This is a genomic window from Shewanella sp. T24-MNA-CIBAN-0130 (genome assembly GCF_040310185.1).
Taxonomy (GTDB): Bacteria; Pseudomonadota; Gammaproteobacteria; order Enterobacterales; family Shewanellaceae; genus Shewanella; species Shewanella psychromarinicola.
Map to the genome: position 1 here is coordinate 17,409 of NZ_JBEOPP010000006.1, position 15,948 is coordinate 33,356.

Annotated in this window: 12 protein-coding genes; 9 read left to right on the top strand and 3 right to left on the bottom strand. The window is 40.4% G+C overall.

The window, feature by feature from the left end; genetic code table 11:
- Positions 1-5: 5 nt before the first annotated feature.
- The 3 genes from AAEZ02_RS03770 to dinG are packed head-to-tail and all read right to left on the bottom strand — an operon-like array spanning position 6 to position 3,522.
- Positions 6-668 carry a primosomal replication protein gene (locus tag AAEZ02_RS03770; RefSeq protein ID WP_101030287.1) on the bottom strand — a complete coding sequence of 221 codons (663 nt, stop codon included), beginning with the start codon at positions 666-668 and terminating at the stop codon, positions 6-8.
- The gene (locus tag AAEZ02_RS03775) at positions 665-1,438 is read right to left on the bottom strand and encodes a TSUP family transporter (protein WP_124013399.1); all 774 of its coding nucleotides are present in this window, start codon (positions 1,436-1,438) and stop codon (positions 665-667) included. Before AAEZ02_RS03775 ends, AAEZ02_RS03770 begins: the two co-directional genes overlap by 4 nt.
- A gap of 8 nt (positions 1,439-1,446) precedes the next feature.
- Positions 1,447-3,522 (bottom strand): ATP-dependent DNA helicase DinG, encoded by a 2,076-nt coding sequence (gene dinG, locus AAEZ02_RS03780; protein WP_351122032.1) that lies wholly within the window; start codon positions 3,520-3,522, stop codon positions 1,447-1,449.
- A gap of 153 nt (positions 3,523-3,675) precedes the next feature.
- On the opposite strand from dinG, the gene AAEZ02_RS03785 reads away from it, so the two are divergent.
- The 9 genes from AAEZ02_RS03785 (at position 3,676) to AAEZ02_RS03825 (ending at position 15,816) form a co-directional block, all read left to right on the top strand.
- A complete protein-coding gene (locus AAEZ02_RS03785) occupies positions 3,676-6,036 on the top strand; it encodes a DNA polymerase II (protein WP_124013421.1) in 2,361 nt (786 codons plus the stop codon).
- 571 nt (positions 6,037-6,607) lie between these two features.
- Positions 6,608-9,220 (top strand): TonB-dependent receptor domain-containing protein, encoded by a 2,613-nt coding sequence (locus AAEZ02_RS03790; RefSeq protein WP_101030289.1) that lies wholly within the window; start codon positions 6,608-6,610, stop codon positions 9,218-9,220.
- A 299-nt stretch (positions 9,221-9,519) separates the two neighbouring features.
- Positions 9,520-10,497: a class I SAM-dependent methyltransferase gene (locus tag AAEZ02_RS03795; RefSeq protein WP_124013398.1), complete on the top strand. Its 978-nt coding sequence runs from the start codon at positions 9,520-9,522 to the stop codon at positions 10,495-10,497.
- Positions 10,498-10,863: 366 nt separating this feature from the next.
- A complete protein-coding gene (locus AAEZ02_RS03800) occupies positions 10,864-11,646 on the top strand; it encodes a DUF3450 domain-containing protein (protein ID WP_101030291.1) in 783 nt (260 codons plus the stop codon).
- Positions 11,646-13,001: a MotA/TolQ/ExbB proton channel family protein gene (locus tag AAEZ02_RS03805; RefSeq protein WP_101030292.1), complete on the top strand. Its 1,356-nt coding sequence runs from the start codon at positions 11,646-11,648 to the stop codon at positions 12,999-13,001. Before AAEZ02_RS03800 ends, AAEZ02_RS03805 begins: the two co-directional genes overlap by 1 nt.
- Positions 13,001-13,528: a MotA/TolQ/ExbB proton channel family protein gene (locus AAEZ02_RS03810; protein WP_101030293.1), complete on the top strand. Its 528-nt coding sequence runs from the start codon at positions 13,001-13,003 to the stop codon at positions 13,526-13,528. Before AAEZ02_RS03805 ends, AAEZ02_RS03810 begins: the two co-directional genes overlap by 1 nt.
- 13 nt (positions 13,529-13,541) lie before the next feature.
- On the top strand, positions 13,542-13,946 hold the full coding sequence (locus AAEZ02_RS03815; RefSeq protein ID WP_101030294.1) for an ExbD/TolR family protein: 405 nt from the start codon (positions 13,542-13,544) through the stop codon (positions 13,944-13,946).
- Between the two features lies 1 nt (position 13,947).
- The gene (locus tag AAEZ02_RS03820) at positions 13,948-14,565 is read left to right on the top strand and encodes an energy transducer TonB (RefSeq protein WP_101030295.1); all 618 of its coding nucleotides are present in this window, start codon (positions 13,948-13,950) and stop codon (positions 14,563-14,565) included.
- A gap of 3 nt (positions 14,566-14,568) precedes the next feature.
- Positions 14,569-15,816: a tetratricopeptide repeat protein gene (locus AAEZ02_RS03825; RefSeq protein WP_101030296.1), complete on the top strand. Its 1,248-nt coding sequence runs from the start codon at positions 14,569-14,571 to the stop codon at positions 15,814-15,816.
- Positions 15,817-15,948 lie beyond the last annotated feature (132 nt).

Below are 15,948 nucleotides of genomic sequence, written 5' to 3' on the forward strand. Positions count from 1 at the left end.
TCTCCTTAACGTGGGTGAATTTGTCGAGGTCGTTCAAAAAGTTGAATACGCTCTTCTATATAACTGGTTGCTTGTTTACATTTTCCTAAACGACGATGCGTTGATAGGATATCATTTTGCAATTTTATCTTGTCATCACTATGACAGAATTCAAGATTTGCTTCCAATTGTTGTATTTTTTGCTCTATTTTTTTTGCCCAATTTAAATGTTTATTGAGTTCTGCATAGAGTTGATGGCTGTTTTGCATCACATTACTGGCGATCCAACCAAAGCCACTGTCTTGTATTGTTTGTTGTTGTTTTTTAGCATATCGAGCCCGATTACTGGCTTTACGCTGTTGTTCGGATTTAAGATTGATGTCAGTGGTAAGCAAGGCTCTGCGTAACGCACTAAATCGGTCTTGAATCCGATCGCAACTGAGTTGGATAACATTGCTACCCAATTTAAGGAAAAGTTGCTTTTCGAGTTGTTTGATATCTTTACGTAATTGTGTAATGCAAGGGCTTAGTTGAGCACCTTGTTGGGCAAATAACTGACTGTTAAAACGTTCAATATCTTTTAATGATTGACGTTGAGAAGGTGCCAAATTTTGGTCATGAATTAAGGCATCTTGTTCAAGCTGCACGAGCTGCTGTTTTAACATTGAGACTAATTGTTGGGTGTTCATACCCATGCACTCCACGTAAGATGGACTGCTATCGACAATACCATAATAATAAATATTGGTTTAATAAAAGGTATTCCGAATCGAATCGCGCTTCTTGCGCCGATAAATGACCCCGCCATCATGCATACACCCATCCACAAGCCAAGCATCCATTGCACTTGCCCCACCGAGGCAAAGATAATTAATGCTGTAATGTTACTCACTGCTGTCATCACTCGCGCTAAGCCACAACTGTGAAGTAGAGGGAGCTTATGCAGTGAGATAGACGTTACCGTCCAAAAGGCACCAATACCAGGTCCTGCAAAACCATCGTATCCACCCAAAATAAAACCTTGGCTAATCTGTTTGTACTTTGGCGAGCGAGATTTGGGGACAGTTATATTTTTTTCGCCCATGGCTTTGGGGTTCAATAAGGTGTAAATCGCGATACTAATAATCAGCAATGGCAATATTTTCTCTAACCATTTAGCATCAATAAGAAACACTAAACCACAACCTGCAATAGATCCTATCAGTGTGGCAAAAAAGCACGCTTTCCATAATGCAGGAGTAAATAAATGTTGTTTATAAAAGGTGTAACTTGAGGTAAGAGAGCCAAAACAAGCAGCAAGTTTATTGGTCCCTAAGGCTAAATGTGGTGGAATACCGACGGTCAGCAATGCCGGAATAGAAAGAAGCCCACCACCGCCAACTATGGCGTCAATAAAACCAGCAATAATACCGATGACCGCTAATACAGCCCAATGGCTAGGGTCTAATAATAAATCCAACTCAATACCTATTCGATAACACGTCTAAAAGGAGGAAGGGCATCAATTAATGATTTGCCATAACGTTTAGTGACCAAACGACGGTCTAAAATGGTCACTCGGCCATAATCTTGCTCATTTCGTAACAGTCGGCCACAACTTTGGACTAATTTACGTGACGCATCGGGAATTGTCAGCTGTAAAAATGGGTTACCGCCTTTTACTTTTACATATTCGGCGTGAGCTTGTTCTACCGGTGATGTAGGAACCGCAAACGGGAGCTTGGTGATGATCAAGTTTGTTAAATAGTCTCCCGGTAAATCAAGGCCCTCAGAAAAACTGCCGGTGCCGAAAATAACACTGGGTAGCCCCTCATCACAACGTTTTTTGTGTTGCGTTAATATTTGCTGGCGCGGGATTGCACCTTGAACAAAAAGCTGGTCCTTAGGGATTTTACCTTCGACGAATTCAACCACTTTGTCCATTTGCCAGTATGATGCAAACAGCACTAAAGTGGCCATTTCACCATCGATTAATGTCACAATATGTTGTGCCAGTTCGGCGGTGTAATTATCGTTGGTAGGTTCATTAACCATTTGAGGAATGAATAAGGTTGCATTATTCTCATAGTCAAAAGGCGATAGTAAGGCTAAAAAGCGACTGCCATCGTTGATTGATAATCCGACTTGGTGGGCAAAATGGTTGAAGCTATTTAACGCCCGCAGCGTGGCACTGCACAATACCACTCCAGCGGCCTTTTGCCACAACATGGATTCCAGCATAAAGCCGACTTCTATGGGTGATGAACAAAATAAATAATCTTGTTGTTTGCCGGTAATTAACTCCGCCCAACGTGCCATAGGCGCGCCTTTTTTGCTGTCTTCTTTGGCCATCATCTTCCATAGCTTATGTAAGTTATCTAGCCTTTGTAAGATGACGCCGGTTTCAGACAATAATCCTTCCGACTGATGTTTAGGCACTTCACCATCTTTGATGGCTTCATTTAAGACTGAGACCACTTTATTAAATTGCTTTACCGCGGCGCCGGATGCCGTGGCAAGATTTTCTGCCTGTATTAATAATGATTGCGGTAACTTACCGTGTTCAAAACGAAGCCTAGATTCCGGATTGGCAAATAGCTGGGGTTGAGTATCACAATAATGAGCCACTTGGGTCAGTAAATTGGTTAATTCTGTGGCGTGATCGAGCATCGCTTGAACTGGAGCGATAATATGGGTGGTTTTAAGTTGATTTTGTAATTTTGAACAGGTTTTTGATGCCTTATCTAACCAATCACATGCTCCCCGCAGTGTCGCTTGCGCACTGGAGAAATCTCTGGCAACAAGGGGCAGGTGATGAGCTTCGTCGATGACATAAAACATGTCTTCTGGTTCAGGTAAAATGACGCCACCGCCGAGCTCTAAATCGGCAAATAGCAGGCTGTGGTTAACAATTAATACATCCCAAGTGTCGACATCTTCACGGGCTTTATGAAACGGACAATTATGGTGAGCCGACACTTGACGATGGCAACTGTGCTTATCACAACAAATTTGTTGCCATAAAAAATCAGGAATAGGATGCTCTAAGGTATCTATTTCGCCATTCCAGCGTTTTTGATGAAAATCTTGATGTAATTTTTGTAATTCATTAATTTGACTCTGATCGGGTTTAGTTTGCCACATGGCTATTTGTGAGCTGTCTTGTGCACCAATCATGGCTTCAAGTTTGGCTAAACACACATAGCGTTGACGACCTTTGACTAAACCAAACTTAAACTCAATACCTGATTGTTGTAAAAAATAAGGCAGATCCTTATGAAGTAATTGTTCTTGAAGTGCTACGGTTGCACTGGCAATGCAGACTTTCTTTTTACTGGCGATAGCTAAAGGTATCGTGCCTAATATATAGGACAAGGATTTACCAATACCCGTACCCGCCTCAACCACAATAATACGACGGTCTTTGTCATACTCACCTGCTAAAGTTTTAGATATTTCCGCTACCATATAGTTTTGTTCGCGACGAGAACGAAATTGCGGCATAGATGCGGCAATTTCTTTATAAATGGTGCGAATTTGACTTTTTATATTATCCGCTAGCATAGGAAGTATGATTTCTACATAGACTGAATTATGCTGTACATAATAACAGTGAATTAGCATGCCACGAAGTAATAAATCAAATTGAGTAAACTTGTGCAGGAATTCAAACCCGTAGTGAAGCCGACAAATCATCAACCTACTTATACCAATGTGATGGGACAAGTATTAACTCGCCATGCCATTTATCGTCATGGGCAATTAGTCCTCCAGTATTATATCAAAACCGCTCAGGGTCCTGTCTTAGCTGAACTTTATCACAGTGAGGTGATATGTTTTTGCCGTCAACAAGATGTCAATCAATTAATTAACACCGTCGGTTTTGCGCTTAAAGCGCAATCGATATCACTGATGAGCTTTGCCCATGAGCCCATTAGTGCCTTGTATCTTAAGTCAAATACGCAATTAAAATTACTCAGTCGCATTGCTAATGATGTCGGTATTAGTTTATTTGAAGCCGATATAAGGCCTGAGCAACGCTACCTTATTGAGCGTTTTATCGCCTTAGATATTGAATGCATAGGGCATTATCAAGAGGTTAATCCCGCTTCAACCATTCCAGTGTTATCGATTAATCGTGCCAGAAAAATGCCCACAAACCCACTTGCCTCGATACCGTTGAAGATGATTTCGTTGGATTTTGAGTGCAGTTTTGCCGGCGAACTCTATTCGGTTGGTTTGTATGGTGCCGATTATCAATGCGTGTTTATGGTGGGCGAACCACAACCAGAGTGTCATGACTTTATCATTTGGGTTAAGGATGAAGTTGAACTTATCCATCGATTAATTGCGTGGTTTAGCGACTATGATCCCGATATTATTATCGGCTGGGCTGTGGTGACCTTTGATTTAGCCTTGTTGTTCAAACGCTGTGTTTTACATCAAATTCCATTAATCATAGGCCGAGGTAATAGCGAACTGAGTTGGAAAGTGGCCGACAAATATCGACCTGAGACATTATCTCTACCTGGGCGTGTAGTCTTAGATGGTATTGATTGGCTTAAAGCCGCGTTTTATCAATTTGATAGCTTTTCGTTAGAGACGGTTTCGCGGCAATTATTGGCTGAAGGTAAAGCCATTGACCATGTTGAAAATCGTGGTCAACAAATTACTCATTTGTTTGAGCAAGATAAAAATGCACTGGCTTTTTATAACATGACTGATTGTCGCTTAGTGTGGGATATTTTTGAAAAAACCCAACTATTAGATTTTGCACTTGAACGCGCTAAGTTAACCGGCTTGGAGTTTGGCCGCGTTGGCGCATCGATTGCGGCATTTTATCATTTGTATCTACCACACTTACATCGAAGTGGCTTTGTGGCACCAGCATTCCCCGCAAGTGAAGGGTTAGAAAGCCCTGGCGGCTATGTGATGTCCTCTATCCCGGGTTATTATAAAGATGTCTTAGTATTAGACTTTAAAAGCCTGTATCCGTCGATTATCAGAACATTCCTTATCGATCCTAAAGGCTTAGTCGAAGGGTTACATGCGACAAATTTACATAATGATACCACCGCCGTGGATGGCTATTTAGGCGCTAAATTTAGCCGGGACAAGCCCATTTTACCGGCATTAGTCGCCAGCCTTGCAGAACAAAGAGAGCGGGCTAAACGTGATAAAAATGCCCCTTTATCGCAAGCGATAAAAATTATTATGAATTCATTATATGGCGTGCTTGGCTCTCGAGGCTGCGTATTTCATGATGCAAAATTAGCCAGTTCTATTACCATGCGCGGTCATCAAATAATGAAACTGACCAAACAATGGATAGAAGAATGCGGCTATCAGGTGATTTATGGTGATACTGATTCCACATTTGTGTGGTTAGGGAATAATCATGGCATCAAAGATATTCAAGCCGTCGGTAAACACCTGTCGGTATCAATTACTCAACGTTGGCTTGATTGGTGCGCACAAGAATACCAATTAAGCAGTTATCTAGAACTCGAATTTGAAACACATTTTGAACAGTTTATTATGCCCACGCTTAGGGGCTCAGATGAAGGCAGCAAAAAGCGTTATGTCGGTGCGGTGTTCAATGATGAGCAACAATTGAAGCTGACTTTTAAAGGCATGGAGCAGGTGAGAAGTGATTGGAGCCCGATAGCGCGTAGGATGCAATATCATTTGTATGAACTGTTTTTCAAAGGTGAGGATATCATTGATTACCTGAGCAATGAGATCGCGGCCATTAACAATGGTGCCAGAGACGATGAACTCATTTTTAAAAAGCGCTTAAGACGCAACGTTGAAGATTATACCGCTAAATCATCACCCCATGTAAAAGCGGCTAAACAGCTTGGTGAAATTTTAGGCGACGTCAACGTTACTCGAAAAGGTCAACAAATCCGCTACATCATGACTCTTACTGGTGCCCAAGCCATTGAAGCAAAACCACAAAATATTGATTATGAATATTACATTAGTAAACAAATTAAACCCATCGCAGAGCCTATTTTGCAACTGTGTGGACATAGCTTTGACTCACTGGTAAATAATCAACTCATATTGCTTTAAGTTTACTAACCTAAGCCTCTACTTTATGTCTTTTAGCGCGAGATAAAATGAGCTGTCTTTTTCTTTGTATTAATTAACAATTTATTAAGTACAGGGGGATTAAGCATCGTTTGATAGCTGAAATCTGACTATCTAAAGTTATGGTAGATCCCGCCGGATACAAAATGTTAAACAACTGCTACTTATCCCTATTATGAACAGTTAACATTTTTTATGTTCGCCATAATAATAAAAAAAATATCAACTTCGAAGAAATCGTAAAGCAAAACATGATGTTAGGTTTTTTATTTGGATTTGGATATTTATTTTATTTGAACATGATTTATTTCAAGCTGTTGTTTAAATTGATAAAAAAAACTCTCTGTTCATATTTATTAACAGCTTTAGTTGTTACATTTGATTAACTTTTGCGCTTATGGTGTTTCAAATGTTGATTAGTTGTATTAAATGTGATTTTATTGCACCTGCAATTGAGTGTTTGTAGTCAATTCGTTGCAAGCCCTCATTCGATAGACACCTAAAATGGTCGTCAATATTATAAGAAAGACATAAAAGTCCAGGGAGATAGACAATGCATAAGAACGTATTAGCTAAATCAGTGCGCTTAGCACTGATCGGTGGTGTAGCTGCAACTGCAACTGCATTCGCTGCACCAGTAGCTTTTGCTGCTGAAGATGGCGCAAAAGTAGAACGTATCGAGGTAACTGGTTCACGTATTAAGCGTTCTGACCTTGAAGGCGCTTCGCCAGTTACCGTAATTACAACGGAAGATATGAAGATGGAAGGTAACTTTACAGTTGCTGACGCACTTCGTAACAGTAACTTAAACTCTTTCGGTTCATTCTCTGAGCGTTCAGGTAGTTCTGCACAATCGCAAGCAACGATTAACTTACGTGGTGCTGGTTCAAGCCGTACCCTAGTACTTATCGATGGTAAGCGTTTCCCAGGTTCACCAACGCTAGGTGGTGCATCTGCTAACTTGAACGCTATCCCAATGGCCGCAGTAGAACGTATTGAAATTTTAACTGACGGTGCATCTTCTACTTATGGTTCTGACGCGATTGCTGGTGTTGTTAACATCATCATGAAAAAGAACTATCAAGGTATTGAATTCAACGTTGGTGGTGGCTCACGTGACCAAGACGGTGGTTTGACAAGTAAAGAATTCTCGGTTGTCGCTGGTTATCAAATGGACAAAGGTAACATTACTTTCTCATTTGACCACCAAGACCGTAAAGGGATCTCTGACGCAGACCGTCCATATACGGCAGCAAGCATGACAGACTTCAATGGTGATGGTGAAATCCAAGCCTATGAAGAAACTGCTGGTTGGAGTATCTATGGCGCAACAGTTGCGGCACCTGATTTCTCTACTACTCAAGCATCACTATTATGTGATGACTTAGAATCAGAATACGGTTCAAATGTATTCCAAACTGTTAAAGCAGACAACGATTGGGGTGGAGCTGGTTCTACTTACTGTATGTATGCGTTTGCTAACGTTTCTTATAACAAAGCCTCTACAGAGCGTAATACAGTCTATGTTGATGCTAACTATGAAATTGCTGAAGACGTAGAATGGTTTGGCCGTGTTATGGTAACTCAAGGTAACTCGTTTGGTCGTTATGCGCCTCCAGCTGCAGCTTGGAATAGCATGGCTGCAGACAACCCGCATAACCCATATGGTGAGGAAACTACTGGTTACTTCCGTTGGGTTGGTATTGGTACTCGTGATGGTAACGTAGACGATTATAACCAAGATTACCTTACCGGTTTACGCGGTACTATCAGTGCACTAAACGATGCTGAGTGGGAAGTTTACTACCATCACAATATCGCCGATAACAAGTCTATCGGTGAGTACTACTTAAGCTATGCCGGTCTTGCTTATAACCAAGCAAATGATATTGATTTAGGTTCTGAAGCTGGCATCAATAATATGAAAGCTACAACCTTAACTCAAGGTCGTGCCACATTTGATCAGTACAGTGCAGGTCTTGGTTTTGATGCGTTTGAATTACCTGCTGGTGCCGTTGCACATTATGTCGGTATGGAATATTTTGACCAACAGTATAGTGAAGTGTATGACGCTCAGTCAGAAGCTGGCTTGATTGGTGGTAGCGCGGGTAACTCTGCAGGCGGCGATCGTCAAGTATGGGCAATGTTCTATGAAGCGGTTCTACCGATAACAGATGACGTTGAATTAAACCTTGCGGCTCGCTACGATGATTACAGTGATTTTGGTAATAACTTTGCGCCTAAGGCCTCTGTTCGCTGGCAAGCACTGGAAAACGTTGTCGTACGTGCGTCGTACTCTGAAGCGTTCCGTGCTCCAGCATTAGATCAGTTATATGCGGCAACCACATTCAGCGCTGAAAGTGGTAAAGATTATCCATTCTGTCAACAATCAGGTACTTCTGATGCCGATTGTAGCGAAAAACAGTACGATACTTACATTCGTGCTAACGATACCCTAGGTCCAGAAACGTCAGAATACATCAACTTTGGTGTAGCATGGGATATCATTGATGACATCGGTATTAAGGTTGATTACTTTAACCTCAATATTGATGATGTAATCAGTCAACGTACTAACACCAACGTAATGCGTGGTATTGCTGCGGGTACGCTGGAAGAAAATGAAACTTTCTATGTTAACCGTGCTCCAACTACGGATGGTTCATTAGGTCGTGCTTTAGAAATTGGTACTGGTTACGGTAACACTGACAAGTTAGAGATTACTGGTATAGATGTCGCGTTAAACGCGAAGTTTGAAACAGCAATTGGTGATATTGGCTTTAACTGGAACAACAGCTTCGTGCTAGAATACATCGAAGAAGTTGAAGCTGGCGGTGAAGCGATTGATACGGCTGGTTGGAATGGTTCACCAGACTATAAGTCTAACTTTACCACTAACTACAGCATGGGTGACCATCGTGTATCTTGGAACATGAGCTACACAGCTTCTACTTATGAAGATGATGACACAGGTAACTTAGATTCTTGGTTAATCCACAATCTAAGTTATGTGTATGATGCGGGTAACTATGGTTCACTACTGTTAGGCATCAATAACCTAACAGATGAAGATCCAGTGTTGAGCTCTTTTGGTACATACGATAACGCTGATCTGTATAACAACTACGGTCGTGAATATCGTGCAAGTTATACTCTTAAGTTCTAAATTCTAATAGCTCATTAATTAGATACAAGAAAGGCTCCTTCGGGAGCCTTTTTATTTAGTCTATTATGAACCCTCAGCTAGGATAATAAACGATTATTAAACCGCTCTTTGTCCTGCGGTCTGCGTTGCTTTGACTTGTCATCGACACGCGATTAACACATAAATGTGGCTTATTAGCAAAACTAATGGCAAGTTTGATATTGTGGACTTGAAATAAACCCGTTGTTATCGATTTACCTCATCTCCCATCTCGAGTTGAGGTTATTTAGCAATATGTTGTGATTAATTGAGGAGATCAAATGAATAATCACTGGAGTGAATATTGGCAACAAGGACACACAACTTCATTCGGTGAGGCAATATCAGGTAATTATGAAGGGATATTGAAAAGTGTTTGGCAACCGATATTTAATGGTCTAAATGAAGATTTTTTGGTAGTCGATGTTGGCACGGGTAATGGCTCTTTACCTCTTTTATTGCGTGACGGATTATTAACCAGTGAGTTAACCGGTAAAGTGATTGGTGTAGATTTAGCTGAAGTCAGTTTAGTTAACTCGGAAAATCAAAACGGCCATAAAATCGACATAGCCTTAATGTCTAATACTCGCTGTGAACAACTCCCTCTTGAATCAAATTCTGTTGACCTTTATATATCTCAATTTGGTTTTGAGTATTCAAACGTTGAAAAGTCACTTGAAGAAGCGACTAGAGTGTTAAAAGATGGCGGTCAGTTTGGCATTGTTTTTCATCATAGCCGTTCAATGATCCTTAACCGAAATAGAAAGATTTTAACCTTAATAGAAAAAGAAGAAGTTAATTTACTGATTAATTGTTTAACTAAAATGGCCAATGCCATGGGCAATATCACTAGTCAAAAAGATGTTGAGCGAATTAAGAAAGACCCTAAATGTGAAGATATTAGAGCAGAAATTAATCATTTGATTAAATTGTTAGTCGTTTTCGATGAAGCCGCTGCCCAGGATTCTGATTTAATGCGTTTTGTGGCTGAATTTTTTAAGGCCGGCTTATTTTGGCCTGTTACAAAAAAATTGCAATTTATTGAATTTATTACAATACAAATGGAAACGTTAAGACTACGATTAACTGAATTGATCAATGCTTCTTTTGATGAATCTAAATTGGCAATCTTTGTCGATAAACTCTACCAAAACAATATGATGTTAAATGAACTTAAAGTACTTAAAAGTGAACAAAATGAAGTTTTAAGTTGGTATTTACATGCTACAAAATTTATTTATCAATTAGAAAGTAGATAAATAGAAGGTAAAGTTGTGTTGCCGTATTTTTGTAACTAACTGAATGAAAACAAATAATTTTTTTATATTAGCATTAAATTATCACGCATTTATGTTAAAGACGTTTGATTATTAACCTTTCGTCAACATTGACCGCTTTAACTGTTCTTTCCAGTAGTTTTTAAACTTTGTAAATGTTGACATAGGTCGACATTTTGTGAAATGATGCCAGCGGGTCTACACTTTAACCGGTGTAGAAAAGGGAAGAAAAACTAACAATCACAAGAAAAAGACGTACTTAGTTGAAGTAACATTGATTAACAATTTTAGATCAAGGTTATTTTGCAGAGTTGAACTTTTTAATTCACTTCAAATTGGTTGGGAACTATGTCCAAGGTAAGCAATAGAACAAAAATCGCTACTGCACTTGTTGGCGCTCTGGCTTTAGCTGGTAGCAACTTCGTTGTTGCAGGCCCTCTCGCTGAGGTTCAAAAAGCCGATAGCAGTCTTAATGCTGCATCAGCTGCGTCACAAAAGAAAGTCGACAAATATTTCGACCAAGCACAAGACATGCTTTTTGAGTATAGCAACGTTGCTGATGAGCGTGAATCACTGACATCATACAATGATTACGTTGCGGGCTTAGTAGCTGATCAACAAAATTCACTAGATTTAATTCAGACTGATATCAACGGCGTAGATAAACTTCGCCAGGGTGTTGTGCCATTAATGTTTAAAATGGTCGATGCTTTAGAGCAGTTTGTTAATTTAGATTTACCTTTTAATTCGGAAGTTCGTCATAACCGAGTTGAAAATCTAAAAGATATCCTTAATACCGCAGAAGTTACATTGGCAGAGAAATATCGTCTAATACTTGATGCTTATAGCATTGAGCGTGAGTATGGTAATTTTGTTGCAGTTCATACAGGTAAGCTAGACCTAGACGGCAAAGAAGTCTTAGTTGATTTCTTTAATTTAGGCCGTGTTGCTCTCTATGCCCAGAGTTTAGATCAGAAAATAGCATGGATGTATGATGCTGATGCGAAAACCTGGAATAAGTTAGAAGACAGCTATCTACGCGACATCACGAAAGGTATTCGTATTGCTCGTAAGCAAGGCGCATTAGACCTATTCGCATTACCAATTCCTGCTGCGGAGACTGCACAATAATGAAGAAGTTAATTACATCAGTGCTACTGGCTGCAACTTTCTCTTTAACAGCTGGTATGGTTTATGCTGCAGATGCACCAAAAACTATCGACCAATTGTTACAACAAGTTAAAGCAGACCGAGCTAGCGAAGGTAAGTCAAACGTTAAGCGTGAAAAAGAGTTTCAGGCTGAGCGTGGTGATAAAGCCGCATTGCTTAAACGTGAAAAAGATGCTTTATCTGCTGAAAAGCAACGCGGTAAAGATTTAAACCAAGCCTTCTTAGATAACGAGCGTAAAATTGCTCAGTTAGAAGAAGACTTAAAAACTGCTCAAGGTGACTTGGGTGAGATGTTTGGTGTTGTTAAAGGCGAAGCCGGTGATTTTTCTGGTAAGCTAGCCGCGTCTAACATCAGTGCTCAGTACCCTGGTCGCGATACTTTTATTGCTGAACTAGGTGCACGTAAATCACTGCCTAAAATTGAAGAGTTAGAGCAATTTTGGGAAGCACAATTATTTGAAATGGTTGAGTCAGGTAAAGTTGTTAAATTCGATGGTGATGTTACGGCCATTGACGGTAGCGTAGTGAATACTGCTATTCACCGCGTCGGTCCTTTTAACTTAACGGCCGAAGGTAAATATGTTGTTTACAAACCTGATCTTGGTTTAATTCAGCAATTATCACAGCAGCCTGAAGGCTACCAAGTGAGCGCTGTTGATTCGTGGGAGAACACCACTTCAGGTGTCGCTCCTTTTTATATCGATCCGGCCCGCGGCGTGTTATTAAACATCTTTACTAATAAAGCTAGTATAGAAGATCGTTTAGAAGCCGGTGGTACTATTGGTTATATCATTCTTACCTTGTTAGCAATCGGTGCGTTAATTGCTGTTGAGCGTTTAGTGACTCTGACTCTTGTTGGCGGTAAAGTTAATCGTCAGCGTAAGAGCATCGAAAACCCTGGCAACAATCCTCTAGGCCGTATCTTAAAAGTATATCAATCGAATAAAGACGTTGATGTTGAAACGCTTGAACTCAAACTTGATGAAGCTATCTTAAAAGAAACACCCGCTTTAGAAGCGCGTATTTCAATTATCAAAGTGATTGCGGCTATTGCTCCTATGATGGGTCTATTGGGTACGGTTACCGGTATGATCGCAACCTTCCAATCTATTCAATTATTCGGTACTGGTGACCCTAAATTGATGGCTGGTGGTATTTCTATGGCGCTTATTACTACTGTTCAAGGTCTTATTGCTGCATTGCCTCTAATGCTGTTACACGCAATCGTAGTTGCTCGTAGTAAGTCTATCGTTCAAATTCTTGAAGAGCAAAGTGCTGGTATTATTGCAGAACATGCTGAGAAGAGGGCTGACTAATGATGCTAATCCTGATGGACGTATGGGATTCCGTCAGGGGCTTCATGGCCTCGGGAGGCGATGTCCTCTGGTTGGTTGCAGCAGTGCTATTCCTGATGTGGGTGTTAATGCTTGAGCGTTATTGGTATCTAAATTGGATATCACCAAAACAACATCAAGCCGTGATAGCCTCTTGGGAAGCAAGAGAAGAGACAACTTCTTGGCATGCTCACCGTATCCGTGAAGCTTGGATATCCCAAGCGAGACAAGATTTGAATGCACGTATGCTGTTAATCAAAACCTTAGTAGCCATTTGTCCAATGATTGGTTTATTAGGTACTGTAACCGGTATGATTTCAGTATTCGATGTGATGGCAATTCAGGGGACGAGTAATGCTCGTTTAATGGCTGCTGGTATCTCTATGGCTACAATGCCGACAATGGCAGGAATGGTTGCGGCGCTATCGGGTGTGTTCTTTAGCACGCGTTTAGACTCAAAAATGAGAATCAGTTTAGAAAAGCTAAAAGACAGCATGCCTCACCATTAGAGAGAGATTGAACATGGCACGTAAGAAGCATTCCACTATGGAAGAGGAAGCGCAAATTGATATGACTCCGATGCTAGACATCGTGTTTATCATGCTGATTTTCTTCATTGTAACAACATCGTTTGTTAAGCCATCAGGCTTAGACTACAACAAGCCGAAAGCGTCACAGGCTACGTCTAAACCATCGGCAAACATCTTTATTGGCATCAGCAAAAATGGTGTCATTATGATGGAAAACCGTCAGGTTGATATCGAACGTGTAACGGCTAACGTAGAGCGTATGTTAGCTGAAGCACCTGAAGCAGCTGTATTGATTCAAGCAGACAAAGACTCTTTACATGGTTTAGTCGTTAAAGTACTTGATAACGTTAAAGCGGCCGGTATTGACAAAATTTCAGTATCAGCGGGGAATGACTAATATGCTAAGAGCACTCGTATCAATAATCATTGGTGCTGCAGTGACTTTTGGGCTGTTTGCTTTCATGGCTTTTCTGGTCGGTGGTGGTGCACAACGCAACGCTGACTCAGAGGAAACCCCTGTTATTGAAATTACGATGGATAAACAGGATTCGAAGGCACAGAAAAAACCAAGGGTTACACCTAAGCCACCTCCACCACCGGAGCAGCCGCCTAAGCCGGATACTACTCCGCCTGATACATCATCTAATATTGATACCAATATGGCGTTCAATATGGGTGGTATAGAATCTGGTGGGCCCAGTACTGGTTTTAAACTCGGTAACATGATGACCCGCGATGGTGATGCTACCCCTATTGTTCGTATTGAGCCTCAGTATCCGATTGCTGCTGCTCGTGATGGTAAAGAGGGTTGGGTTCAACTTAGCTTTACAATCAACGAACTCGGTGGTGTCGATGATGTTTCTATTATCAAGGCTGAACCTAGACGTTTATTCGATCGTGAAGCAATTCGTGCATTGAAAAAATGGAAATACAAGCCAAAGATTGTTGATGGTAAGCCATTAAAACAAACAGGTATGAAAGTACAGCTTGACTTCACACTAGAGAAAGGGAGGTAGATAATGCGTAAAGTTACTAGTATCGCTACAGTGTTATTACTTTCAGTCTGTGGAAGTGCATTGCTGTCTAACTCTGTAGTTGCTGCTGAAAAGTGTGAAATTGACACCCGTCAATCTCGTGCTGTGGGCGATAGCGCTGCAAAAAAAGTTCAAAAATCTTTTAAAGCGTATACAGAAGGTAATTTAGACGAAGCAATTGCAATTTTGCTTGAAGCTAATGCTAGAAACGATTTCGACAAAGCGTATGTCGATCGTATGTTAGGTAACTTCTATGCTGAAAAAGGTCAGATGAAAACAGCTATCAAGTTTTTAAAGACTGCTGTAGATGCTGACATTCTTGGTGGTACCGATCATGCTGCAACAATGCGTTTGTATGCTGATTTGTTACTACAAGAAAAAAAGTTTAAAGAAGCAATTCCATATTATTATAAGTGGATGGACTTTACCTGTAACTCTGATGCGCAAATGTATCGCAGAATTGGTATTGCCCACACTGAGTTAAAAGAATGGAATAAAGTGCTTCAAGTTGCTGATAAGGGATTATCTTTATCTGAAACACCTGATAAAGGTCTGTATCAGATGAAGTTAACTGCTTACTTTAACCAGAAAAAGTACAATGAAGCCGTAAAAGTATTAGAAACTATGGTGCCGTTGTTCCAAGACGATAAACGTCTCTGGGTTCAGTTGGCTCAATTTTACTTGATGACTGAAAACTATGATAAATCACTCGCAACATACGATTTGGCATACAAGAATGGCTTTTTAGAGACAGACAGTAACATTACTCGTTTGACTCAATTGTTAGCTCAAAAAGGCGCGCCTTATAAAGCTGCTACGATTTTTGAAAAGCACATGAAGTCAGGCCTTATTGCTGAAAACGAGAAGAGTTTTTCAACACTTGCTGGTTTTTATCATAATGCTAAAGAGTTAAAAGAAGCCGCTTACTATTATGGTAAAGCAGCTGCTGTTAACAACGAGGGTGATTTGTTTTTAAAACAAGGTCGCATCCTTTCTTTAGACCAAAAGTATCTAGATGCCATTCCTGTGCTTAAAAAAGCACTTGATGCAGGCATTGATAATCCTGGCGAAGCTCAATTTGAGTTAGCTTTATCATACTTAAGCCTTAAAAAGTACAAGTCTGCTTATCAGCGTGCACTACTTGCCGCAAAAGATGAAAAGACTGAACGTAGTGCTAAGAGCTATATTTCTTACATCAAAGAAAAAGCCCGTATTCACAACGTAACACTTTAATCTAAGCTTGATTTAAAAAGCCCCTTTTAGGGGCTTTTTTATTAGCTAGTAAAAATAATAGAGTCATTTTTTTGGCCCGCTTATTTTATTGTGTGAATAGGTTGAATATTACAGCGTGAAATCTACCGAGCG

What these genes read in the sequence shown, in the direction of transcription:
- AAEZ02_RS03770 (WP_101030287.1), bottom strand. Translation starts at nt 668, where the DNA reads ATGAACACCCAACAATTAGTCTCAATGTTAAAACAGCAGCTCGTGCAG.
- dinG (WP_351122032.1), bottom strand. Translation starts at nt 3,522, where the DNA reads ATGCTAGCGGATAATATAAAAAGTCAAATTCGCACCATTTATAAAGAA.
- AAEZ02_RS03785 (WP_124013421.1), top strand. Translation starts at nt 3,676, where the DNA reads ATGGGACAAGTATTAACTCGCCATGCCATTTATCGTCATGGGCAATTA.
- AAEZ02_RS03790 (WP_101030289.1), top strand. Translation starts at nt 6,608, where the DNA reads ATGCATAAGAACGTATTAGCTAAATCAGTGCGCTTAGCACTGATCGGT.
- AAEZ02_RS03795 (WP_124013398.1), top strand. Translation starts at nt 9,520, where the DNA reads ATGAATAATCACTGGAGTGAATATTGGCAACAAGGACACACAACTTCA.
- AAEZ02_RS03800 (WP_101030291.1), top strand. Translation starts at nt 10,864, where the DNA reads ATGTCCAAGGTAAGCAATAGAACAAAAATCGCTACTGCACTTGTTGGC.
- AAEZ02_RS03805 (WP_101030292.1), top strand. Translation starts at nt 11,646, where the DNA reads ATGAAGAAGTTAATTACATCAGTGCTACTGGCTGCAACTTTCTCTTTA.
- AAEZ02_RS03810 (WP_101030293.1), top strand. Translation starts at nt 13,001, where the DNA reads ATGATGCTAATCCTGATGGACGTATGGGATTCCGTCAGGGGCTTCATG.
- AAEZ02_RS03815 (WP_101030294.1), top strand. Translation starts at nt 13,542, where the DNA reads ATGGCACGTAAGAAGCATTCCACTATGGAAGAGGAAGCGCAAATTGAT.
- AAEZ02_RS03820 (WP_101030295.1), top strand. Translation starts at nt 13,948, where the DNA reads ATGCTAAGAGCACTCGTATCAATAATCATTGGTGCTGCAGTGACTTTT.
- AAEZ02_RS03825 (WP_101030296.1), top strand. Translation starts at nt 14,569, where the DNA reads ATGCGTAAAGTTACTAGTATCGCTACAGTGTTATTACTTTCAGTCTGT.